This window comes from Lacinutrix sp. Hel_I_90, from assembly GCF_000934685.1.
Classification (GTDB): domain Bacteria; phylum Bacteroidota; class Bacteroidia; order Flavobacteriales; family Flavobacteriaceae; genus Lacinutrix.
The window spans coordinates 999,539-1,023,642 of the sequence record NZ_JYNQ01000001.1; the positions used below are offsets into that span (position 1 = coordinate 999,539).

A 24,104-nucleotide genomic window follows, 5' to 3' on the forward strand; every position below is an offset into this window, starting at 1 on the left:
AGGTCTTGTTTTATAAGTCTTTAATCATCCAAACCGAACAAGACGTGTGTCCTGTATTACCCAAAGGTGCATCAAGATGTTTAAAGCCAAATTGTTCGTAAATATGAATGGCGGCTTTTAACTGTGGTGCCGATTCTAAATAACATTTTTTGTACCCCAAAGCTTTAGCAGTTTCAATACATTTTTGAAATAACGCTTTACCATACCCTTGGCCTCTCACTTTTGGAGAAAAATACATTTTTTGAATCTCGCACACCTCCTTTGTTTCAAAATCCGTTAAGCCCTTAACGCCGCCGCCGCCTAAAAGAGTGCCGTTGTCATCAATCACAAAATAGGCCTCATTATCGTTTTGATACGATTCGAACATTCGTTTCGTTTCTGGATCTGCATAAGCAGTACCTTCTAACGGAATATTAAATTCAGGAAAACAAGCTCTTATTACAGCCTCAATTTGCGTATTGTCACCAGCTTGAATTTCTCTTATTTGGATATTATTATTACTCACTTTATTATACTATTTTTACACCATATTTAGAGGCTGAAGATACATTAATTCCAAAAAATTAAAGATGAAGATACGCATAATCTTATCAACAATTCTACTTACAATGACGAGCTGTAAGATTCAGGAAAAACCAGAGTTTTTAAGAATTGAAAATATAGAAGTTGTGGACTCTAATTCAGACTATATAATTATAAGTGGTGATGCTTTTTTTAACAATCCGAATCGCATTGGCGGAAAATTAGAAACTAAAGGCATAAAAGTTAGTTTTAATGATATTGACATGGGCACGGTTTCATCACAATCCTTTGAGGTGCCCTCTAGACAAGCCTTCTCTATTCCGTTGCAAGCACATATTCCTTCTAAAAAATTATTAAACTTAAATAATTTGAGCAGTCTTTTAAATAGTGTATTAAATAAAGCGGTTCAGGTAAAATACATAGGTGAAATAAAGTATACCGTTTTAGGGTTTTCACATCGCTATACGGTCGACGAAATTCAAGAGGTGCACATTAAAATATAAACTTGACAACTCACGAACACTACATAAAGCGCTGCATAGAAATTGCTAAAAATGGCCTAGGGATCACACGACCAAATCCTATGGTTGGCGCTGTGATTGTTTATAAAGGAAAAATAATAAGCGAGGGTTACACCAGTGCTTTTGGTGGAAATCATGCCGAAGTTAACGCCATAAATGCTATTAAAGATAAATCGGTTTTAAAAAAAAGCACCCTTTATGTCACCCTCGAACCCTGTTCGCATTATGGTAAAACACCACCTTGTAGCGACCTGATTGTTGCGAATGCTATTCCAAATGTGGTTATTGGCTGCATTGATGATAATCCAGAAGTCGCTGGTAAAGGCATTAAAAAACTAATCGCTTCTGGATGCAAAGTTACCGTAGGCGTTTTAGAAGCAGAATGCAAAGCACTCCACAAACGTTTTTTTACGTTTCATAATAAACAACGTCCCTATATTATATTAAAATGGGCAGAAAGTAACGATGGTTTTATCGCCCCAAAAACAAAAGAACAACAAAGTCCCGTATGGATTACCAATATGCGCTCCAGACAATTGGTTCACAAATGGCGTGCCGAAGAGCAGGCCATTTTAGTGGGCACTAATACGGTTTTGGCTGACAACCCCAGTTTAACGGTTAGAGATTGGACTGGAGAAAACCCAATGCGCGTGGTTTTAGACAAAAATGCAATGCTATCAAAAACGGCTGCTGTTTTTAATAATGATGCCCAAACGATAGTGTTAACAGAAACCACCGCAAGAAGTATTTGTAATGCTTTGTATCAAAAAAACATTACTTCAGTAATTATTGAAGGTGGGGCAAAAACATTACAGCTATTTATAGATGAAGGTTTTTGGGATGAAGCCCGAGTTTTTTCTGGCTCTATTGAGTTTAAAGATGGTGTTAAAGCACCAAAATTTTCTGGAGCATTAATTTCTGTAGAACATTTACTAAACGATACACTAAGAATATATAAAAATGATTTTAAGGGGGCGACCTGAGTGCTGTGGAAAGCTTTTGAAAAATAAATCGCAACACACTTCCACTGCACTTCATGTGATCCTAAAATAATAACTATGACAAAAATAAAAACTCTAATATTCGATTTCGGCGATGTATTCATCAACTTAGACAAAGAAGGCGCGATGGCAAATGCCTTAGCCTTGTTTGAGATGGATGCACTTTCTGAAGAACTCGTTGCTATAAACGCATTATACGAACAAGGCTTGCTGTCTACCGAAGAATTTTTAGAATTCTACTGTGACAACTTCCCGAAACTTTCAAAAAAAGACATTATTGAAGCCTGGAATCATATCATTTGTGATTTCCCGTCAAAACGTCTGACTTTTATTGAAACATTAGCGAAAGAAAAAAAGTACAAACTCATATTATTAAGCAATACGAATGAGCTTCACATCAACTGCATTAAAAAACAAGTCTCGTTTTATGAAGCTTTCAAAAATTGCTTTGACCAATTCTACTTATCTCACGAAATTAATTTAAGAAAGCCGAATACACCTATTTTTGAGTTTGTGTTAAAACAAAACAATCTCAACCCTGAAGAATGTTTATTTATTGATGATACTAAAGAAAACATTCTTGCTGCTCAGCAACTAAACTTCCATGTTTGGAATAACAATCCTAAAACAGAAGACATTATAGATTTATTTACTATTAAAAAAGAACTTTTTTGATTTATTTACTCCTTAGTATTCTAGCATCGACGCTAATATTCGTTATTTTTAACCTTCTTGGCAAATATAGAATCAACACCTTACAGGCTATTGTATTCAACTATTTCGCAGCTTGCATTGCGGGTCTTTTAAACACAAATACCACGTTCGACGCCTTAGAAGTAGTCAACCAAAAATGGTTTTCTGGCGCTGTTTTTTTAGGCTTTTTATTTATTGCGATCTTTAATGTTATGGCATTAACTGCGCAACGCAGCGGCCTATCGGTCGCATCAGTCGCTAGTAAAATGAGTGTTGTGATTCCTATTGTTTTTGGGCTTTATGCCTACCAAGAGCATCTGGGTTGGCAAAAAGGAATTGGAATTCTTCTGGCTTTAATTGCGGTCTATTTGACGTCTATAAAAGTAAGAACAGGAACAATCCGCTTGAAAAATTTATGGCTTCCTATTTTGCTGTTCTTGGGCTCAGGAATCATAGATACCACTATAAAATATCTACAAACAAGTTATATTTCCAATGATGGCATCCCTATATTTTCTGCAACCATCTTTTTCATTGCGGGCTGTATTGGCGTTCTAATACTTATCACTAAAGCCATACAAAAGGAGTTTGTATTTGATATAAGAAGTGTTTATGGAGGTTTTCTTTTAGGCATTGTAAACTACTATTCCATTTACATGATACTTAAAGCCTTACAAATCAAAGATTTTGAAAGTTCAACCATTTTCACTGTAAATAATGTTGCTATCGTTATGCTGTCGACATTGGTTGGTCTCACCTTTTTTAAAGAAAAATTAAGCATTAGAAACTGGATTGGTATTATCACTGCTGTAATTTCAATTGTATTAATAACTTTATCATAATGGAAGAAGATAGTTTTAGAACAATTTTAAAACCTTCTGAAGAGGTACTTTTTAAAGATAAAAATTCAAAGTTTTTTGGGTATGCTTTCCCCATTGATAACGAAGACGTTGTAAAAGAGCATATCGAAGCGCTAAAAAAGCAACACCATCAGGCTAGGCATTGGTGTTATGCGTACCAAATAGGAACAGAAACCATCGCCTATCGTGCCAATGATGACGGCGAACCAAGCAACAGTGCCGGCATGCCTATTTATGGCCAAATACAATCTTTTGAAGTTACCAATATTCTTATCGTGGTTGTTCGTTATTTTGGTGGCGTAAAATTAGGGGTTGGCGGATTAATTAACGCGTATAGAACAGGTGCTCAACTAGCCTTGGAGGCTTCAAAAATTGTAGAGCGTACTATAAATATTGACTATTTAATTACCTGTGAATACGATTTAATGAATAAAGTGATGCGCGTGGTAAAGGAAAAAAACCTAAACATTGTAAACCAAAAATTAGAATTGGATTGCCAGATTACTATTTCTGTTAGAAAAAACGACGCTCAAGCCATTCATGATATTTTTGAATCTATTTATAAAGTTGAAATTAAAGAAACAGAGCATTAACTATCTAAAACGTCTAAGAAATATTTAGGTGGTCTGGTTGGTTTATTTGTTTTCATATTAATGAATGCCAAAACAGTATTTGCCGTTGCCAGAATTTCTCCAAAATCATTCGCTATTTCATAGTCAAATTCCACCACTGACCTAGGCCTTTCCTTTAGTTGTGTTTTTACTTTAATAAGATCATCATAATGTATTGGTTTCACATAATTTACACGAAGTGAAATCACAGGAAGTGCGATCCCTTCTTCTTCCATTTTCTTGTAAGACAACCCCAGTTTACGCAACCATTCAACACGTCCTATTTCCAGATATAATGCGTAATTCGCATGATGTACTACTCCCATCTGATCGGTTTCTGCATATCGTATTCTTATTTCAATTTCATCCCTTTTCATTGTTCTGTTTAATTTATTTTTTGTAGTTTCGTTGAGCTATCTATTATGAGGAAAAAAAACTAAACATTCAATAGTAAATGATTTTTTTTTTAAGTTTTTTGTTCACATATTTGCCACGCTATAAAAGAGATGATTGTTGCTTCCATGTAACATACAATAACTAATTTTAAGATAAACACTTTAATTCAACAATGAGTATTACTGCGCAATCGGTCTGGAATAACTGTCTCAATTTTATAAAAGACAATATCCAGCCTCAAGCATACAAAACCTGGTTCGAGCCAATAATTGCAGTTAAGCTTACTGATAATGCTTTAAGTGTACAGGTACCAAGCAAGTTCTTTTATGAATGGTTAGAAGAGCATTATGTTAAAATTTTAAAAGTTGCACTTACCAAAGAATTAGGTGAAACTGCCAAGCTTGTTTACATTATTAAAATGGAAAACACGTATGGAAACAAACAGCCATTTACAGAGCGTATACCTAGCTCAAATCGTTCTTCAGTTAAAGCTCAAGACATTGATGTTCCTTTAAAAAATAAAGACAGAGAATTACGTAATCCTTTTATTATCCCAGGAATACGCAATGTAAAAATAGAATCTCAACTGAACCCGAATTATAATTTCGATAACTTTTTAGAAGGTGACTCTAACCGTTTAGCACGTAGTGCTGGTTTAGCGGTTTCAGCAAAACCAGGCGGTACTTCTTTTAATCCGTTATTAATTTTTGGAGGTGTCGGTTTAGGAAAAACACATTTAGCACACGCTATTGGTGTTGATATTAAAGATAAGTATCCAGAAAAAACAGTACTTTATATTTCTGCTGAAAAATTCACACAACAATATATAGATTCGGTTAAAAAGAATAACAGAAATGATTTTATCCATTTCTATCAATTAATTGATGTTCTGGTTATTGATGATGTTCAATTTTTATCAGGTAAATCTGGTACTCAAGATGTATTCTTCCATATATTTAATCACTTACATCAAAACGGTAAGCAGGTTATTTTAACAAGTGATAAAGCACCTGTTGATATGCAAGATATCGAACAACGCTTATTGTCTCGCTTTAAATGGGGACTTTCAGCCGAATTACAAACACCAGATTTTGAAACACGTGTTTCTATACTAAAAAACAAACTCTATCGTGATGGTGTTGAAATGCCAGACGATATTATAGAATATGTTGCCAAGAATATTAAAACGAATATTCGTGAGCTTGAAGGCGCTATCATTTCTTTAATTGCGCAATCTTCTTTTAATAAAAAAGAAATCAATATTGAATTAGCAAAACAGGTCGTAGAAAAGTTTGTAAAGAATACCAAGCGTGAAGTATCTATCGATTATATTCAAAAAATCGTTTCAGATTATTTCCAAATGGATGTCGATACGCTGCAATCTAAAACAAGAAAACGTCATATTGTTCAAGCTAGGCAGTTAGCCATGTTTTTTGCAAAGAAATTCACAAAGGCTTCTTTAGCGAGTATTGGTTCTCAAATTGGCAAACGTGATCATGCAACAGTATTACACGCCTGTAAAACAGTAGATAACTTATCTTCTACAGATAAGCAATTTAGAAAATACGTAGAAGACTTAACGAAAAAACTTTCAGTCTAAAACACTTTAATTATGACTAAAATACTCATGGTTTGCCTCGGAAACATCTGTCGCTCTCCACTAGCTCATGGTATTTTAGAATCTAAACTCCCTAAAGACCGTTTTGAAGTGGACTCCGCAGGAACAAGTAACTATCACATTGGAGAATTACCAGACAAGCGATCAATAGAGGTTGCTACAAAAAATGGCATAAATATTACAGGGCAACGCGGCAGACAATTTCAAATTGAAGATTTCGATAGTTTTGATTTCATCTATGTTATGGATCAATCTAACTTTAAAGACATCGTTAAACTCGCTAGAAATGATGAAGACAGCGCTAAAGTAAAATTGATTCTTAACGAAAGTCATCCCAATAAAAATTTAGAAGTGCCAGACCCTTATCACGGTGGCTATTCTGGCTTTGATAGCGTTTATAAAATGCTTGATGAAGCCTGTACTATTATTGCAAAAAAACTAAATTAGTAGATCAATTCGTATCTATAATATCTGATTTTCAATAATTTTACTAAAACTACACAGTATGAAAACCCTCTATTCTTTAGTATTACTGTCCCTTTTCACATCTTTAAGTTTTTCTCAAACTATTGCACTCACTTCTTTTGCCGTCGGTTTAAATAGTCCTACCGAAATTGTTAATACAGGAACTACTGGTGACACCAGATTGTTTGTTGTTGAACAAGCGGGATTAATTAAAATACTTAATTCAGATGGTTCTATAAACCCTACTCCTTTTCTTGACATAAGTGGTCTTGTAGGCTCTGGAGGAGAACGCGGCTTGTTAGGCCTTGCCTTTGCTCCAGATTATACAACCTCTGGACGCTTTTATGTTAGTTATACAGACAACACGAGTACTAGCCAACCAAATACTATTATCGCACGTTACACGGTTAGTGCCAATCCAGATATATCGAATACTACGGGAACTGTTTTATTGACTATTAGTCAGCCTTTCTCGAACCACAATGGAGGCAAAATAGCTTTTGGTCCTGATGGTTATATCTATATCGCAACTGGAGATGGCGGTTCTGCCGGGGACCCCAATAATCGTGCTCAAAGTTCCAATACACTACTAGGTAAAATACTTCGTATAGATGTTAGCGGAGCTACTTATACTATTCCCGGAGATAATCCCTATGCGAGTTCTGGAGGTTTGCCTGAAATTTATGCCATCGGTTTAAGAAACCCATGGAAGTTCTCTTTTGATAAAATGACTGGTGATTTATGGATTGCAGACGTGGGACAAAACGCTTATGAAGAAATAAATAGGGTTAATAACTCTGGAACACCTGGAGATAATTACGGTTGGAGATGCTATGAGGGTGATAACCATATTTATGATATAAGCTCAGGAAACTGCCCTATATTTAACAATACTATAGCTCCTGTTTCAGAGTACGATCATTCTGGTGGCAGATGTTCAATTACCGGCGGCTATTTATATAGAGGAACCATGTATCCCGCATTTATTGGAAAATACTTTTTTGCCGATTTTTGCTCTCAAGAGATAGGCCTCTTGACAGCTACGGGAAGCAGCTGGTCTTTAGCATGGCAAACACCTAATATAACAGCATCATGGACAAGTTTTGGCGAAGATAGCAATGGTGAGTTATATGCTGTTGGTGGTAATAGTGTGTACAAAATAACAGATCCTAATTTAAGTGTTGCTGAAGAACAACTTGAGCATTTTAAATTGTTTCCCAATCCTTCTAATGGCAAAATTACCATTCATTTTGGGTCAAATTTCAAAACTGTACAATCACTTTCAATTATAAATAGTATTGGACAACAAATAAAAAAAATTAATACTATTTCAACAGAAAATATTACTATTGCAACAAAAACTTATGCTCCTGGTTTATATTTCGTTGAAATACGAGACAAAACAGGCGTAAAATCTATTAAAAAATTGATCATAAACTAAATGAGCGAGCATTCTGGAAAGCTTTATCTTATCCCAACAACATTAGGAGATACCGAGCCATTAAATGTATTACCGTTAAGCGTAAAAAAAACGATTGAACGTATTGATACGTATATCGTTGAAAATGAAAAAACAGCAAGACGTTTTATCAAGAAAGTAAGCTCTGGTAAAAAACAATCTGCATTGAAGCTATTTCCTTTGAATAAGTTTACAGATGCAAACGAATTACCGAGTTATTTAGAACCATGCAAGAACGGTTTTGATATTGGTTTAATTTCTGAAGCGGGCTGTCCAGGCATAGCAGATCCTGGTGCAGAAATTGTAAAACTGGCGCATGAAAACAATATTAAAGTTGTCCCTCTTGTTGGGCCATCTTCCATTTTAATGGCAATGATGAGCAGCGGAATGAACGGACAGAGTTTTGCTTTTAATGGCTACTTACCTATTGATAAAGGTGAGCGTAAACAGGAATTAAAACGTTTAGAAAAGTTATCATTAGACTATAACCAGTCGCAACTATTTATCGAAACACCGTATAGAAATAATAAAATGTTAGAAGATTTATGTAGTATTTTAAATGGCAATACAGAAATTTGTGTAGCTTGTGATATTACGTTACCCACAGAATACATCAAGACGATGACCGCAAATGAATGGAAAAAAAATAACGTTGACCTTCATAAAAGACCAACGTTATTTATTATTCATAAGAACTAAAACGCTTATTAAGCGTCCATAGAAACTTTAGCTCTTCTTTTAGGCTTAATGTTCGATGTGTCAAATCCTGAAAAACGCTTCATGTACGAGCGAATAGAAGTGCCATAACCATCTTCAAAACCAATCGCGCCATAACTTCTCAAATATTTTTTCACACCACCAGGTCCTGCCAAATGCGCTGCGGCTAAAATACCCGACTCTGTTACTTTAATACCATTAATATATTTTCCAGAAAAACGCTTGATATCTCTTCTTAACACCCACTTATTACGTTCTGCATTAGCTACAAATGCTTTCTCTTGTAATTCAGGTGTATTTAGAAATAATTTAGCATCCTTAATACCAATGAGCTCTAAAGTACTTCTACCAAATTGGTATTTCCCTAAGTAACCATAAGTATTAACCGAGAAATAATTGTTTTGAGATTCTTTAAATCCCAGTTCCTCTTTAAAACCTAGAAAGGTTTTACCTAAATGAAGATTAAAAGGTGTTTCAGTTTCATCAAAACTAAAATCGTAAGTTTTGTCTAAAGACATAGAATAGTCTAAGTCCAAACCTTTAGTTGAATAGTTAGCCATAAAATCATAGCTCACTTTAGATTTATTTGTTGATAGCGATACAACAATTAAAACACAAATTGTACACGCTAAAGCTAAAAAACTTGCAATACTCTTTTTGTTCATAATTTTCAATTTTTTAAAGCTGCTCATATTCAAAAAGCGTGCCTAAAATTTTGCCGTGCAAATATACAACAATTTTATTAATACTGAAAATCAATCGTTTAACTACACTTAAAAGTAGATAGCGTGTAGCTTTATGCCGTTTTTATCGTTGAACTCCACCGTTGGAAACGGTATTTTAATCGTGTTAAAAACGCTAAAAACGGATTTTAAGAACATCGAATTGGTTTTTATCCGTGTTAAATCTACGTCTAAACTCAAATAGAATTGACGTTGCCTATTTTGTTTTATCAATGCGTTATTAATCATAAGTGACGCCTCACCAGACAGTAAACCTTCCCCTCCGTATCCAACCGCAAGATTTAGCCATTTAGGAATTTTACTGTTTTTAAAGAACGCATGCATATTAGCAGAAAGCCAATAAGTCTGCCCGTTATAGTCCTTTAAAAATTCTTCAAAAAAGCCATCACCTAATTTATCTGGGCGTTGTGAAGCATATTTGGTCCTGTGGAAAGAATATTTCATAACAATACGCTGTTCTTCCCACAGTAATTCTTGTCCGATATATAAACCTGAACCAGCTGCATTCGCTGTAAAATCGCCCCAACTAAATCCCCATTCTTCTGAAAAACCATCTAAAACCTCAACTGCGGTTAAAAAAGTAAAGCCTAATGTTCCGCCATATATTAATTGGCCTTTTTTACTTATACCTGCCCAACTTAAGCTTTGAGCTCCCAATCTACCCAATTGATACGCTGAGAAGGTATGACCTAACTTATCCAGTTGTAACCAGTCACTATTATCATTAACAGTATGAAACTTAGAGCGCTCATAATCTGTATACCAAAACTGATTCAAGGCTAAAAGCGTTAAACCACCAAGGGTCGCTTTAGAAATAACAACGGCATTTCTCCGCTTACTATTTAAGGTGTCGCTTGGTTTAAAAAAAGAATGCTGAGCTAAAGCAGCATGGCTAATAAAGCCGAAGAAAAGATATACTGCAAGTTGCTTCACTCCTAGTTATAGATGTTTTGCGAATTCAAATAGCTATGGTAGGCTCTAGCATTTGCATTATGTTGTGATAAGGTTTTTGAGAACTTGTGAAAGCCTATGTTTTTTGCATCTGCCACAAAATAGAAATAGTCATGCTTTTCGGCATTTAAGACAGCATCAATAGCAGAAACATCTGGCATGGCAATTAAGCCTGGTGGTAAGCCTAAGTATTTATAGGTATTGTAAGGTGAATCTATCTCTTTATGAACATTTAATACCCTTTTGATAATTTCACCATCGTAGTTTGGTAATTGGTAAGCAGCATAACGAATGGTAGGATCTGCTTGCAAAGGCATGCCAATTCTTATTCTGTTTAAGTAAACACCTGCGATTCTAGGTTGTTCACTTGCTTGTTTAGATTCTTCATGAACAATAGACGCCAAGGTCATTACCTCATCTGGTGTTAAATTTAATTGCTTGGCTTTTGCTAGTCGTGACGCATTCCAAAACCGATCATATTCTTTTAACATTTTATCACGAAAAGTTTCTGCAGACGTGTTCCAGTACACTTCATAACTATTAGGAACGTACATGCCTAAAGCTGTTTTTTTTGTAAATCCGTTTTTACTTAAAAACGTTTTATCTGTCATCGCTTTTATAAGCGACACACTATCTGCTTCTATTTGACTGGCAATACGACCCGCTAATTTTGCTAGAGTCTCCTGATTATTAAAAGCAATACGAATGGGTTTGTTCTGACTACGAATGGTATTAATAATATCATTATTACTCATTCCTTTTTTTATAATGTAACGCCCTGCTTTAACATTGGTGGTGTACTTTTTCTGCTCCGCTAAGGCATCAAATTTATCTATATCTATCAATAAAGGCTCCAATTGCCCTCTTACTTCACTGTAATTAGCGTGGGTAGGAATTAAAAGGTAAGCTTCATCGTTATTAAAAGCCGTGTTAGGCTTTAACATGGCGCCATAAACAAAATAAGCAATATAAGCTGCAACTGCGAGACCTATAATAACAATCCCTATAAGTATTTTTTTAATGTACATTTTTAATAAGTTGAAATAAATATTCGTTTTTATACGCTCCATTGTTTAAATTCCAGTCTTTTTTTAATCCGATGGATTTAAAACCTTGATTAGAAAACAATTTGATACTGTTATTATTCTCTTCAGAAATATTACAATATAACTGATGTAAATTTAAGTGAGTAAAGCAATAGTTCGTAACTAATTTTAATGCTTCGCGGCCATACCCTTTATTTCTGTTTTCATCTTCTTTTACTAAGATCCCGACACCTGCGCGTTTATTTTTTGCATCGAAATCGAAAACATCAATCATACCTAAGGTCTCATGGTCATAACTACAAATAACCAACCTCAATTGCTTGACCTCATAAATATCTGCATGTGCATTTTCTAAATACTGTTTAATAAGATATTTAGAATATGGGGTCTGGGTGCTACTCAACTCCCAAATGGATTCGTCATTTTCAATGCTGTAAACAAACTCCAAATCTTCAGGTTCAAGCGCTCTTAAATAGATGTGTTCGCCCTTTAATGTTACCATTCTATTTCGCCTTTAAAAACCAATGTTGCTGGCCCTTGGAGCCAAATGTTTTTATAGCCATTTTCAGATACTTCGAACGACACTTTCAATTGGCCGCCTTCAACCTTTAAATTCACTTCTTTGGCTTCTGTTTTATTCAAACGGTGCATGGCTAATGCTACTGCTGTTACGCCTGTTCCGCAAGACAAAGTTTCATCTTCCACTCCTCTTTCATAAGTTCTAACAGCAAAAGTATCGCTATCCATTTGTTGTACAAAATTAACGTTACTTCCTGCTTCATTATAGCGCTCACCATTTCTAATTTTTGAACCTTCACTTTTTACATCAAAATCTTTTAAATTATTCACTAAAGTAACGTGATGTGGTGAACCCGTATTTAAAAACACATGACTGTCAAACGCCTCTATACTATCAACATCTTGCATCTTCAGGGTCACAAAACCGTTAGTAATCGAAGCTTCATGCAACCCATCAATAGCGTTAAAAGTGGTGTTTTTTGAGATAATGTTTAGCCTTTCCGCGAAAGCGACAATACAACGACCGCCATTACCACACATGGTGCTTTCATTGCCATCGGCATTAAAATAGACCATTTTAAAATCTGCAATTTTGTCATTTTCTAATAGTATCAATCCATCTGCCCCAATGCCAAAGCGACGGTCACACAAATGTGCAATTAACTTGGCATCCTTTTTGTTAAATAATCCTTGACGATTATCTACAAAAACGAAGTCGTTCCCTGTGCCTTGATACTTATAAAAGGTATGTGTCATTTGCTTGGAGTTACTTCGGACAAATATAGTGTTTTCACAGTTTATTTTTGATGTTAAAAGGTCGTTAAAGTTGAATTTTCAACGCAATAAAAAAATTAATTTTATAGTTAATCTATAAATTCTAAACTAATAATCCCCTTATGTAAGGGTATATAAAAAAGATTTTAAATGAAAAAAATAGCAACGCTGGTTTTCGTTTCCGTTTTAGGAGGAGCAATTACTCTAGGAGCATATAAAACCATTTTAGAAAAAGACGATCCCATTGTTTTTAATGAGCAACAAACGCAATCTGTATTTACCCCTGTTAATTTAAAAACAACCCATACAGCACTAGCAGCGGCAGAAGGTATTGATTTTACCATAGCTGCAGAAAAAACATTAGATGCAGTAGTACACGTAAAAAATGTATCTATAAGTACTGCCCAGCCAACAATGCAAGATTTATTAATGGGACGCGTACCACAACGCAGACAACTAGGCACAGGAAGTGGTGTGATTATTTCGCCTGATGGCTACATCATTACTAATAACCATGTCATTGACGGGGCTGACAAATTAAGTATTACTCTTAATGATAACAGAACATTAGACGCTAAAATTATAGGTACAGACACAAAAACGGATATTGCCTTATTAAAAATAGAGTCTGAAACTGATTTACCCTATACAACCTTTGGTGATAGTGATCAAGCCAAAATTGGGGAATGGGTATTAGCCGTAGGCAACCCTTTTAACTTAACCTCAACTGTGACTGCAGGAATTATTAGTGCAAAATCAAGAGATTTATCGGGTTTAAGCAACCAATCGTTTATTCAAACCGATGCTGCTGTAAATCCAGGTAATTCTGGTGGTGCTTTGGTTAATACTAATGGCGATTTAATAGGTATTAATACGGCGATTAGTTCACAAACGGGTTCTTATATTGGGTATTCTTTTGCGGTACCAAGTAATATTGCACGTAAAGTGGTTGAGGACATTATGGAATTTGGTAATGTACAGAATGGCATCCTTGGGGTTCAAGGCGGGTCTCTAAACAGTGCATTCGCAGAACAATTAGGTATTGGAGAAACTGAAGGGTTTTATGTAGATGGTGTTGAAGAAGATATGGGTGCTGAAGCTGCTGGTTTAAAACGTGGTGACATTATTAAAAAAATTGATAATGTAACGATTAACAAATTTTCAGATCTACGGGGCTATCTCGATACCAAACGCCCTAATGACGTTATTAACGTTTACTTTTTAAGAAATGGTGTGCAAAAAGAAGCACAGGTCACTCTATTAAAGAACAATACACTCACACTTCCTAATGTAGGTGTTATTAAGAACGCTAAGCCAAAAGACTTAAGAAAATACAAAGTAGATAATGGCGTAAAAATCACAGCATTGACTGGAGGGTACGCTGAGTATTTTGCTAATGAAGGTGTACAAGCTGGAGATATTATTACTGCAATAAACGGTAAAAAAGTAAACTCTGTTGAAGATGTTCAGAACATTATTAAATCCAGAGACATGTACCAACCGTTGAGTATTGAGTTAGTAAATTCTAGGGGACAAGTAAACAGATACGGACTTAGGTAATAATTAAAACATAAAATGTACTAAAGCACTTTAGAGAAATCTAAGGTGCTTTTATTTTTTAGTAAAAATATTTTACGAAAACGTTTGAAAACGATACTTTTGCAAAAATTTAAACAACACACTAAATAATTTAAAATGTCTACTAACGAAACCTATGAAAGCGAATTAGCCTTTCAAGCCGACAGACGTCGTGCTACTGTTGAATTCATTAAAATTGTAAGCGACTTATGGTATGATAAGTCTATTGAATTGGTAATTTTTAGAAACCAATTAATTGATAGAAATGTCAGCGAAATTTTAAATCTTCATGAATATGCTGGTGCCTTTGTTCAAAAACCAATTTCTATTTTTGACTCTGTAGAAATAGCGCAAGCTATTAAAACATTAGATATTCCACCTGCAAAACTGGATATTGGGAAATTAACCTACGAGTATCATTTAGAAGAAGAAAAATACAGTAATGCCATCTCTTTTGTTGCTGACAAATTAAAAGGGGCAAGCAAAAACGAGGACATTACACCTAAAGATGTGGTGTTATATGGTTTCGGTCGTATTGGTCGTTTAGTCGCTCGTGAATTAATGACACGTACAGGAAAAGGTAGCCAATTACGTTTACGTGCTATCGTTACCCGTGGTAAAGTAGATGCGAAAGTTTTAGAAAAAAGAGCCTCTTTATTACGTAATGATTCTGTTCATGGTGATTTTTCTGGAACGGTAGGTATTGATCTTGAAAACGAAGCCTTAATTATTAATGGGACTACCGTAAATATCATTTCGGCAAACCAGCCAGAAGAGATAGATTACACAAAATATGGTATTCATAATGCTTTAATTATTGATAATACTGGTGTGTTTAGAGATAAAGAAGAACTAACCAGATTATTAAGTTCTAAAGGCGCGCATAAAGTGTTATTAACGGCGCCAGGAAAAGGAGTTCCAAATATTGTTCACGGGGTGAACCACTTAGAAAATGACCCAGACAAAATTGATATTTTCTCTGCAGCGTCGTGTACAACTAATGCCATCACACCTGTTTTAAAAGCTATTGAAGATACTTACGGTGTAAAAAGCGGTCATTTAGAAACCATTCATGCCTATACGAACGACCAGAATCTGGTAGATAACTTCCATAGTAAATACCGTCGTGGTCGTGCTGCAGCTTTAAACATGGTTATTACAGAAACTGGAGCAGGCGCAGCCGTATCAAAAGCCTTACCTGTTTTTGAAGGCAAACTAACCTCTAATGCCATTCGTGTTCCTGTACCTAATGGTTCTTTGGCCATTTTAAACTTAGAGTTAGAGTCTACAGCAAGTGTTGATAGCATGAATGCAACAATGAAAAAATATGCTTTAGAAGGGGATTTAGTAGAGCAAATTAAATATGAAATGAGCGATGAGCTCGTATCCAGCGATATTGTTGGTTGTTCTGCGCCTTCTATTTATGATAGTAAAGCAACGATAGTACGTAAAGATGGTAAAAACGCTATTCTTTATGTGTGGTACGATAATGAATATGGGTACAGTCACCAGGTGATTCGATTAGCTAAATATATTGCTAAAGTGAGACGCTTTACGTATTATTAATGATCTAAGATTTCTCATTTTAAAAAGCCGTGATTTAGTAAATAGCCACTAAAATGCAGGTCTTTTCAAATTATTTTAGAGTATAGTCCAAACACAGTATCTCATACGTATATACAAAAGCCTTACATTTAGTAAGGCTTTTGTCATATAATGCATTCAGACTGAACAATATTTTTTACTTTAGCAGTGAATGATAACAAACCAATTTTAAAAAATGAATTTTATTAAAGCTACATTACTTTTATTTTTAGTCGTTTTTTCGCTACAACTACAAGCGCAAACAAACCCACAAACGGAAGAGGACAAGCTATCATTAGATAGTGGCTCGATAGAAAGTCAGTTTGAGTATCTAACGACCAAGGCTTCAAATTGGAGAGACGAACGTGGTCAGAATTATGAAGTTATTAAAGCCAATTGGGTTGAAAAAATAAAAGCGAACACCCTGGACTCTCTAAAAGCAGTGCACAAAACACTTAATGAGACCAAAGCCGTTGTTAGAAAACAAAACGAAGAAATCTCAAAATTAAAATCGAGCTTAACAGCTACACAAGGTGCATTAGAAAAAACCAAAACAGAAAAAGACAGCATGTCTTTATTTGGAATGCAAATGAGCAAAGGGGGGTACAATGGCTTAATGTGGAGTATCATCGCTGGTCTTTTAGTTTTAACTTTATTATTTATGTATAAGTTTAAAAACAGCAATGCTATAACACGTGATGCTAAAAAAACATTATTAGATACTGAGGAAGAATTTGAAGAACACCGTCGCATCGCATTAGAACGCGAACAGAAAGTGAGACGTCAACTTCAGGATGAGATAATTAAACAGAAGAATAGTGGTAATCAATAAAGGTGTTAAGTATCTATTTTGTGATTTTTTATCTAAAATAAATGCACACTTGAAAAAAAGAAATCACTATTTAAGGAGTTCGGCACTTCTAAATTTAATTTCAAAGATAAAAAAGGCTCTTAATTGGAGCCTTGTTTTATTAAAGAAAAAACAAGGCTTATCATTCAAAATGAAGCCTCCCTTTTTTCTCCTGTTAATGGTTCTTTTTTTTTAATTTATCTTTTTTACAAGTAGTTATACGTCTTACTAATACTCAAGTGCAATTAGATAATAGTGGTGACCCTGTTAGATTATCTGATTACGGAATAAAAACATTTATTAAATTATGAAATTAAAACACGCTTACCTTATTCTGGCTATTCTAGGTATTGCTTATACCTGGTACTTTAATATCCAATTTTATTTAACGGAAGACAATACGTCTATATTAAACTTTATAGCACAAACTAAAACCACTTTTGCATCACAATCTATAGTGGCAGACCTCACTGTGGTTGTTGTTACCTTTTTGGTTTGGATGACTTACGAATCTCTCCAATTAAAAATTAAATATTGGTGGATGCTTATTCCGCTGACCTTTATAGTGGCGATTGCTTTTACCTTTCCTTTTTTTCTATATCTGCGGGCTAATCGCTTGGAGGTATTAAAAGAATAGTTGCAGCTTTATTATTTATTTTACTAGAGAAAAAATAGACGAACCTGGTTTAATCCCAAACTTTCGAGACTTAAAAAAAACATTGGATACCATTGAATAACACCATAAGTGAAACACCTTAAGCTAATAGTTCCTGTAATTGTAATCTCTCAATTCTGCTGCACATCCTTATGGTTTGCTGGAAACGGTGTAATTAACGATCTTACCATAAATTTTAATCTTAAATTAAGTGCTTTAGGACACTTAACATCAGCCGTACAATTTGGTTTTATTATTGGCACACTAATTTTTGCGATTTTCACTATTGCCGACCGGTATTCACCTTCAAAAGTATTTTTAATCTGTGCACTGCTTGGATCATTATTTAATTTAGCAGTAATATGGGAAAGTAACAGTTTAATAAGCTTGCTTTTATTTCGTTTTTTTACAGGTTTTTTTCTCGCGGGCATCTACCCAGTAGGTATGAAAATAGCCGCAGATTACTATCAGAAAGGACTTAATAAACCCCTAGGGTTTTTAGTTGGCGCATTGGTTTTAGGCACTGCATTTCCACATTTACTAAATGAAATGACTTACCAATACCCTTGGAGATCTGTACTGATAGCAACTTCGTCTCTTGCAGTTTTAGGTGGCTTATTAATGTTCATTATGGTGCCTGATGGTCCCTACCGAAAATCGAGCCAGCGTACAAATCTATCTGCTTTTTTTAGCATATTTCACAATCAAGAATTCCGCTCTGTAGCTTTCGGTTATTTTGGACACATGTGGGAGCTGTATGCCTTTTGGGCATTTGTTCCCCTTATGCTAAAAAAATATAGTCTTGAACATCCTCAAACCCTATTTAATATTCCCATGTTATCGTTCTTAATAATTGGAATCGGTGGTTTGTCCTGCATACTAGGAAGCTATCTTGCACAAACAGCGGGAACCAAACGAACAGCATATATCGCACTATTCTTATCATGTGGGTGTTGCTTAATTTCACCAGTCTTATTTGCGAGTGACTTTGAAAGCTTGTTTATTGGTTTTCTTATGCTTTGGGGCTTGGTAGTTATTGCAGACTCACCCCTTTTATCAGCACTGGTGGCTCAAAACGCACCAGCAGAACTAAAAGGTACTGCTCTTACAATTGTTAATTGCCTTGGTTTCTCAATAACAATATTTAGCATTCAAATTATAACCAGAATAATAGCGCTTACTGACTCAAATGGCATCTACACCATTTTAGCGATAGGTCCTATTTTGGGTTTGATTGCATTGCGAAAGAAAAACAAAATAACGATACCGAAAAGAAGCTAAACAATATTGAAAAGCAATTTAGTTCAAGCATCAAACAAACCTTTAAAAAATAGAATTCAACAATGCTTAAAACAATTCAATTATCTTTGCATGCTTATAATAAGAAGAATAATGAGAATTGACATCATCACGGTATTACCAGAATTATTAAAAAGCCCATTTGAAGCTTCAATTTTAAAGCGTGCTATAGAGGCCAATTTAGTTTCAGTACACTTTCATAACCTACGGGATTATACCACAGATAATTATAAATCTGTAGACGATACACAATTTGGTGGTGGTGCAGGTATGGTAATGACCTGTGAACCCATAGACAAATGTATCTCTCACTTAAAAGAACAACGTGATTACGACGAAGTGATCTACATGACACCCGACGGAGCAACCTTAAACCAAGGGATTGCTAACACGCTCTCTTTAAAAGAAAATATTATTATTCTTTGCGGACATTATAAAGGGGTAGACCAGCGGGTTCGCGATATGTTTGTCACCAAAGAAATCTCTATTGGCGATTATGTCCTTTCTGGTGGTGAATTGGGAGCTGCGGTATTATGTGATGCAGTGATTCGATTAATTCCTGGTGTTTTAGGTAATGAAACCTCTGCCCTAACCGATTCTTTTCAGGACAATTTACTCGCCCCCCCTATTTATACGAAACCAAGAGACTATAAAGGATACAAAGTACCAGACGTATTATTTAGTGGGCATGCGGCTAAAATTGAAAAATGGCGTGAAGAACAAGCGTATAAGAGAACGCAAGAACGGCGACCAGATTTACTCGAAGATTAGCAAAATTATGGATACTTATTCAGCTCCAAAAATAATAACACTTCAAGACAAGAAATTGGTTGGACAATCCGTTGAAATGTCTTTGCTCGAAAATAAAACCTTTGAATTATTTTCTAGCTTTATGCCGAATAGAAGACAGATTCCTAATACGGTTGACACAGCTATTTATGAAGTGTTAGTCTATGATTCTATTAATTATTTTTCTCAATTTAATCCGAATACAACCTTTGAGAAATGGGCGACCGTTGAAGTTTCAGACTATGAGTCTATTCCAGAAACGATGACCTCTTACAATTTACGAGGTGGTTTATATGCTGTCTTCATGCATAAAGGGTTGGCCGAAGCATTTCCAAAGCTCATGCAGTTTATTTTTGGGGAATGGTTTCCAAAATCTGAATATGTTTTAGACGACAGAGCACATTTTCACGTATTAGGAGATAACTACAAAAAGGACTCTCCCGACTCTGAGGAAACAGTGTATATACCCATTAGAATTAAAGAATAAGCTCCAGACGCTAAGAGCATAGTTACGAGTTAGTTACGCGCTTATTCTTATTTAATTAATAACAACTCCTGAATGTAAATTCACGAGGTTCTTATAAGAAATAAAAAAGTTAGTAAAGTCTCACTCTTTTTATACTACAGCACCGTTTTTAATACCTTGTGGGTCTAAACAACAAGTAACATCAAAAAAAGAGAACTTATTAATTGTTAATTATTCATTATTAACTATATTTGCACCCAATTTCGGACTAACCTCTGGCGATATACGTGAATGTTATTCTGAATTAATAAACTAAAAAATTATAAAGATGGAATCTTTAATAAAATTTGTACAAGACGAATTTGTACCAACAAAAGACTTTCCAGCATTTTCGGCTGGTGATACAATTACTGTATACTACGAAATTCGTGAAGGTGAAAAAAGTAGAGTGCAGTTCTTTAGAGGTGTAGTATTACAAAGAAGAGGCTCTGGAACATCAGAAACTTTTACTATTAGAAAAATGTCAGGAACAGTTGGTGTAGAACGTATCTTCCCTGTTAATTTACCTGCATTGCAAAAAATTGAAATAAACAAGAAAGGTAGTGTACGTCGCGCTAGAATCTTTTACTTTAGAGGTCTTACTGGTAAGAAAGCTAGAATTAAAGAAGCAAGAAGATAATAATCGCTTAGCTATTATACGATTAGAAAAGCCTGACTTAAATAAGTCAGGCTTTTTACATTTATGGCATTATCAACAATTGTTAATAATGCTAGTTCATAACCGGTTGATAACTAATATGTTAAAACCATAGGTTTTTCGAAACTTATAATGTATCTTAGTATAAGAATTAATAACAACTTTTGTTGGTTACGAGTTAAATTTCGGATTTGTATTAATTTTTTAAAGACTCGTTCTTTAAAATAATTGTTTTTTGAGATTTTGAAATATCATATGTATATATGACTATCGTAAAATCATGATGTTTGTAGAATTAAGATATGCTGTTGCAGATTTTAATTTGAAAAACTGAAAGTTTCGGAAAAAGTAATAGGATCGAAAGTGATTATGAAACGAAGAAACAATGTTCTATTGTAAAAACAACGTGCAAGCGAAGTTAAACGTAATAGAACATCAAGAAAAACAATAAAGAGTACGTAGCAGTATCAGTTCTATACATTTAGAAAGTTACCAAATGTACTATCGATTTAACTAATCTTGAATTGAAAAGATGTAAAACTTCGGTTTTAGATTGCGTTAGCGAGAGCTAACTAGGTCACGAGGATGTTAATTCGAAGAAAGCCATAATATCAATAGTTTAATCTATTATGTTATGGCTTTTGTTTTAGCAAGATTTCTTAGATTTTATTTATTGGAGGTTTTTAGCGCAACACAAAAGTTATATCGTATTTAAAAATTGATGACCTGTGTTTAAAAAAAAGCACCCACTTTACTCCAGAAAAAACACGGGAATAAATTTTATAACTAACAGCTTAAAGGTTTAAAATTTCACCAAGAAAACACGCTTGGTCTACCCTCCATCAGTTTATTACTATAAAATAAAAACGCACTTCGAGTTAATCCTTGAGTCTTCTGTCAAAACTTCAAAACAACCGCAATAGGCTTTAATATGGTATTGAATTTTTGTATATTCGCAGTCCCGAAAAGCTTCGGTTTTTACAAATTAAAATACACTAATTACATATGTCAACAACACCAAAAATCATTTATACAAAAACTGATGAAGCTCCAGCTTTAGCAACACGTTCTTTTTTGCCAATTGTAAAAGCATTTGTGGAATCTTCAGGAATTAATATTGAAACAAAAGATATTTCTCTAGCTGCCAGAATACTTGCTGCGTTTCCAGATTTTTTGAAAGATGACCAACAGGTATCAGACGATTTAGCCTTTTTAGGCGAACTTGTGAAAAAACCTGAGGCGAACATTATAAAACTACCTAATATATCTGCTTCCATTCCGCAATTAAAAGCAGCTATTAAAGAATTACAAAAACAAGGTTTCGGGATTCCGAACTATCCAGATGATGCTAAAAATGATGTTGAAAAGGATATCAAAACACGTTACGAAAAAATTAAAGGTAGTGCTGTAAATCCAGTTTTACGTGAAGGAAACTCTGACCGTCGTGCACCAAAAGCCGTAAAAAATTACGCAAAAAAACACCCACACTCTATGGGGAAATGGTCTAGCAATTCTAAAACTCACGTGGCAACGATGACTGCTGGAGACTTTGCTAATAATGAAAAGTCATTGACGCTAACTGCTGCTACTTCAGTAGATATTAAATTTACTAGCGAAAAAGGAAATACTGTTCTATTAAAAAAAGGAATTCCTTTACTTGAAGGCGAAATTATAGATGCCACTATAATGAGTAAAAAGGCATTAATTGACTTTTTAGAAGAACAAGTTGAAGATGCTTTAGATAAAGGTGTGTTATTTTCACTACACATGAAAGCCACGATGATGAAGGTGAGTGATCCAATTATTTTTGGTCATGCCGTTCGTGTTTTCTTTGCTGATTTATTTGAAAAGCATGGAAAATCATTTGAAAAAATTGGTGTTGATGTCAAAAACGGTTTTGGAAATCTATTAAGTAAATTAAGTAGTTTACCAGAAGACAAACGAGATGTCGTTAGAGAAGATATTCGCTACGCTTTAGAGCATGGTCCAGAATTAGCAATGGTTAATAGTGATAGAGGCATTACAAATTTACATGTACCAAGTGATGTTATCATTGACGCCTCTATGCCAGCAATGATTCGCACATCGGGACAAATGTGGAATGCCGAAGGAAAGCTTCAGGATACAAAAGCGGTTATTCCAGATAGTAGTTATGCTGGTATTTATGCCGCAACAATTAACTTCTGTAAAAAACACGGTGCTTTCGATCCTACGACAATGGGAACTGTTCCTAATGTTGGTTTAATGGCTCAAAAAGCTGAAGAATATGGTTCGCACGATAAGACCTTCGAGATCACAGGTAATGGAAAAGTAGAAGTCGTAGATGAAAACGGAAAAACGTTAATTAAACATACAGTTGAAGCAGGAGACATTTGGAGAATGTGCCAGGTAAAAGATTTACCAATTCAAGACTGGGTAAAATTAGCCGTATCACGAGCTAAAGCTTCTCAAGTACCAGCAATTTTCTGGTTAGACAAAAACAGAGCACATGATGCACAGTTAATTAAAAAAGTAAACACCTATTTAAAAGATCACGACACTACTGGTTTAGATATCAGGATTTTATCTCCTATCAAAGCAACTGAATTTACTTTAGAACGTATTAAAGATGGAAAAGATACCATTTCAGTTTCTGGTAATGTATTACGTGATTACTTGACAGATTTATTTCCCATCTTAGAAGTTGGAACCAGTGCTAAAATGTTATCCATAGTTCCATTAATGAATGGTGGTGGTTTATTTGAAACTGGTGCTGGTGGTTCTGCTCCTAAACATGTACAGCAGTTTACTCAAGAAAACCACTTACGCTGGGATTCTTTAGGTGAGTTTTTAGCACTAGCCGTGTCTTTAGAACATTTCAGTGAGGCAAATAACAATCCAAAAGCCAAGATTTTAGGGGATGCTTTAGATAGAGCGACTGAGAAATTATTAGAAAATAGCAAAGGGCCTTCACGTAAAGCGGGTGAGTTAGACAATAGAGGTAGCCATTTCTATTTAGGTTTATACTGGGCTCAGGAATTAGCAAAACAAGATGAAGATGCAGATTTGAGAGCGGAATTTACCAAAATCGCCAAAAAATTCGAAGACAATGAAACAAAAATTATTGGTGAGCTAATCGCTATTCAAGGTCAATCAGTAGATATTGGTGGCTACTATGAACCTAAAGAAGCGTTAGTAAATGCTGCCATGAGACCTAGTACAACGTTAAACAATCTTTTAAACAACTAATAGTCTTATCATTAAGGTTATGTTAAAAGCTCCCATTGCGGGAGCTTTTTTTATATTTTTAC

The 24,104-nt window shown here is 34.8% G+C and carries 25 protein-coding genes; 18 read left to right on the forward strand and 7 right to left on the reverse strand.

Features of this window, described 5'->3' with window-relative positions:
- Positions 1 to 10: 10 nt before the first annotated feature.
- Positions 11 to 505, reverse strand: a complete 495-nt coding sequence (locus GQ46_RS04375) for a GNAT family N-acetyltransferase (RefSeq protein WP_044398703.1) — start codon at positions 503 to 505, stop codon at positions 11 to 13.
- A gap of 64 nt (positions 506 to 569) precedes the next feature.
- Between GQ46_RS04375 and GQ46_RS04380 the strand changes: the two genes are divergently transcribed.
- From GQ46_RS04380 to GQ46_RS04400, 5 genes are all read left to right on the forward strand, one after another.
- Complete coding sequence (locus tag GQ46_RS04380) at positions 570 to 1,025, forward strand: LEA type 2 family protein (protein ID WP_044398705.1); 456 nt, start codon at positions 570 to 572, stop codon at positions 1,023 to 1,025.
- 2 nt (positions 1,026 to 1,027) lie between these two features.
- Entirely contained in the window at positions 1,028 to 2,026 is a 999-nt protein-coding gene (gene ribD, locus GQ46_RS04385) for a bifunctional diaminohydroxyphosphoribosylaminopyrimidine deaminase/5-amino-6-(5-phosphoribosylamino)uracil reductase RibD (RefSeq protein WP_044398706.1), read from the forward strand.
- A gap of 75 nt (positions 2,027 to 2,101) precedes the next feature.
- Entirely contained in the window at positions 2,102 to 2,719 is a 618-nt protein-coding gene (locus GQ46_RS04390; protein WP_044398707.1) for an HAD family phosphatase, read from the forward strand.
- Positions 2,716 to 3,579, forward strand: a complete 864-nt coding sequence (locus tag GQ46_RS04395) for a DMT family transporter (RefSeq protein ID WP_044398708.1) — start codon at positions 2,716 to 2,718, stop codon at positions 3,577 to 3,579. The genes GQ46_RS04390 and GQ46_RS04395 overlap by 4 nt, the downstream gene beginning before the upstream one ends.
- Positions 3,579 to 4,190: a YigZ family protein gene (locus GQ46_RS04400; RefSeq protein ID WP_044398709.1), complete on the forward strand. Its 612-nt coding sequence runs from the start codon at positions 3,579 to 3,581 to the stop codon at positions 4,188 to 4,190. Before GQ46_RS04395 ends, GQ46_RS04400 begins: the two co-directional genes overlap by 1 nt.
- Here GQ46_RS04400 and GQ46_RS04405 read toward each other — a convergent pair.
- On the reverse strand, positions 4,187 to 4,585 hold the full coding sequence (locus GQ46_RS04405; RefSeq protein WP_044398711.1) for a thioesterase family protein: 399 nt from the start codon (positions 4,583 to 4,585) through the stop codon (positions 4,187 to 4,189). The two genes, GQ46_RS04400 and GQ46_RS04405, sit on opposite strands and share 4 nt — an antisense overlap.
- A gap of 191 nt (positions 4,586 to 4,776) precedes the next feature.
- On the opposite strand from GQ46_RS04405, the gene dnaA reads away from it, so the two are divergent.
- Genes dnaA through GQ46_RS04425 form a run of 4 tightly spaced genes read left to right on the forward strand, consistent with a single transcriptional unit; the run spans position 4,777 to position 8,845 of the window.
- Positions 4,777 to 6,204: a chromosomal replication initiator protein DnaA gene (gene dnaA / locus GQ46_RS04410; protein ID WP_044398713.1), complete on the forward strand. Its 1,428-nt coding sequence runs from the start codon at positions 4,777 to 4,779 to the stop codon at positions 6,202 to 6,204.
- A 12-nt stretch (positions 6,205 to 6,216) separates the two neighbouring features.
- On the forward strand, positions 6,217 to 6,669 hold the full coding sequence (locus GQ46_RS04415) for a low molecular weight protein-tyrosine-phosphatase (protein ID WP_197077333.1): 453 nt from the start codon (positions 6,217 to 6,219) through the stop codon (positions 6,667 to 6,669).
- 58 nt (positions 6,670 to 6,727) lie between these two features.
- Positions 6,728 to 8,128 (forward strand): PQQ-dependent sugar dehydrogenase, encoded by a 1,401-nt coding sequence (locus GQ46_RS04420; RefSeq protein WP_044398717.1) that lies wholly within the window; start codon positions 6,728 to 6,730, stop codon positions 8,126 to 8,128.
- Positions 8,129 to 8,845, forward strand: coding sequence for an SAM-dependent methyltransferase (locus GQ46_RS04425; protein WP_044398720.1), 717 nt, complete (start codon positions 8,129 to 8,131; stop codon positions 8,843 to 8,845).
- An 8-nt stretch (positions 8,846 to 8,853) separates the two neighbouring features.
- Here the strand turns inward: GQ46_RS04425 and GQ46_RS04430 are convergent, their stop codons facing one another.
- The 5 genes from GQ46_RS04430 to dapF form a co-directional block, all read right to left on the reverse strand.
- A complete protein-coding gene (locus GQ46_RS04430) occupies positions 8,854 to 9,528 on the reverse strand; it encodes a hypothetical protein (RefSeq protein ID WP_044404541.1) in 675 nt (224 codons plus the stop codon).
- Between the two features lie 108 nt (positions 9,529 to 9,636).
- On the reverse strand, positions 9,637 to 10,539 hold the full coding sequence (locus tag GQ46_RS04435) for a DUF2279 domain-containing protein (RefSeq protein ID WP_044398722.1): 903 nt from the start codon (positions 10,537 to 10,539) through the stop codon (positions 9,637 to 9,639).
- Positions 10,540 to 10,541: 2 nt separating this feature from the next.
- Positions 10,542 to 11,585 carry an endolytic transglycosylase MltG gene (gene mltG, locus GQ46_RS04440; RefSeq protein WP_044404544.1) on the reverse strand — a complete coding sequence of 348 codons (1,044 nt, stop codon included), beginning with the start codon at positions 11,583 to 11,585 and terminating at the stop codon, positions 10,542 to 10,544.
- On the reverse strand, positions 11,575 to 12,105 hold the full coding sequence (locus GQ46_RS04445) for a GNAT family N-acetyltransferase (protein WP_044398724.1): 531 nt from the start codon (positions 12,103 to 12,105) through the stop codon (positions 11,575 to 11,577). Before GQ46_RS04445 ends, mltG begins: the two co-directional genes overlap by 11 nt.
- Positions 12,099 to 12,878 (reverse strand): diaminopimelate epimerase, encoded by a 780-nt coding sequence (gene dapF / locus GQ46_RS04450; protein ID WP_044398726.1) that lies wholly within the window; start codon positions 12,876 to 12,878, stop codon positions 12,099 to 12,101. The genes GQ46_RS04445 and dapF overlap by 7 nt, the downstream gene beginning before the upstream one ends.
- A gap of 168 nt (positions 12,879 to 13,046) precedes the next feature.
- Here dapF and GQ46_RS04455 point away from each other — a divergent pair, with 168 nt between their 5' ends.
- The 9 genes from GQ46_RS04455 to GQ46_RS04495 all read left to right on the forward strand — a co-directional run bounded on the left by GQ46_RS04455 (position 13,047) and on the right by GQ46_RS04495 (position 24,042).
- Complete coding sequence (locus GQ46_RS04455; protein WP_044398728.1) at positions 13,047 to 14,456, forward strand: trypsin-like peptidase domain-containing protein; 1,410 nt, start codon at positions 13,047 to 13,049, stop codon at positions 14,454 to 14,456.
- Between the two features lie 135 nt (positions 14,457 to 14,591).
- A complete protein-coding gene (locus GQ46_RS04460) occupies positions 14,592 to 16,040 on the forward strand; it encodes a glyceraldehyde-3-phosphate dehydrogenase (RefSeq protein ID WP_044398730.1) in 1,449 nt (482 codons plus the stop codon).
- 214 nt (positions 16,041 to 16,254) lie between these two features.
- Positions 16,255 to 16,890: a hypothetical protein gene (locus GQ46_RS04465; protein ID WP_044398731.1), complete on the forward strand. Its 636-nt coding sequence runs from the start codon at positions 16,255 to 16,257 to the stop codon at positions 16,888 to 16,890.
- Positions 16,891 to 17,215: 325 nt separating this feature from the next.
- On the forward strand, positions 17,216 to 17,545 hold the full coding sequence (locus GQ46_RS04470; protein ID WP_044398733.1) for a DUF2834 domain-containing protein: 330 nt from the start codon (positions 17,216 to 17,218) through the stop codon (positions 17,543 to 17,545).
- A gap of 108 nt (positions 17,546 to 17,653) precedes the next feature.
- Entirely contained in the window at positions 17,654 to 18,844 is a 1,191-nt protein-coding gene (locus GQ46_RS04475) for an MFS transporter (protein ID WP_044398735.1), read from the forward strand.
- Between the two features lie 111 nt (positions 18,845 to 18,955).
- Positions 18,956 to 19,633 carry a tRNA (guanosine(37)-N1)-methyltransferase TrmD gene (gene trmD, locus GQ46_RS04480; RefSeq protein ID WP_044398737.1) on the forward strand — a complete coding sequence of 226 codons (678 nt, stop codon included), beginning with the start codon at positions 18,956 to 18,958 and terminating at the stop codon, positions 19,631 to 19,633.
- Between the two features lie 7 nt (positions 19,634 to 19,640).
- Positions 19,641 to 20,138 (forward strand): GyrI-like domain-containing protein, encoded by a 498-nt coding sequence (locus GQ46_RS04485; protein WP_044398739.1) that lies wholly within the window; start codon positions 19,641 to 19,643, stop codon positions 20,136 to 20,138.
- Positions 20,139 to 20,445: 307 nt separating this feature from the next.
- Positions 20,446 to 20,796, forward strand: a complete 351-nt coding sequence (gene rplS / locus GQ46_RS04490) for a 50S ribosomal protein L19 (protein ID WP_044398741.1) — start codon at positions 20,446 to 20,448, stop codon at positions 20,794 to 20,796.
- Positions 20,797 to 21,819: 1,023 nt separating this feature from the next.
- The gene (locus tag GQ46_RS04495; protein ID WP_044398743.1) at positions 21,820 to 24,042 is read left to right on the forward strand and encodes an NADP-dependent isocitrate dehydrogenase; all 2,223 of its coding nucleotides are present in this window, start codon (positions 21,820 to 21,822) and stop codon (positions 24,040 to 24,042) included.
- The last annotated feature ends 62 nt before the right edge of the window (positions 24,043 to 24,104 follow it).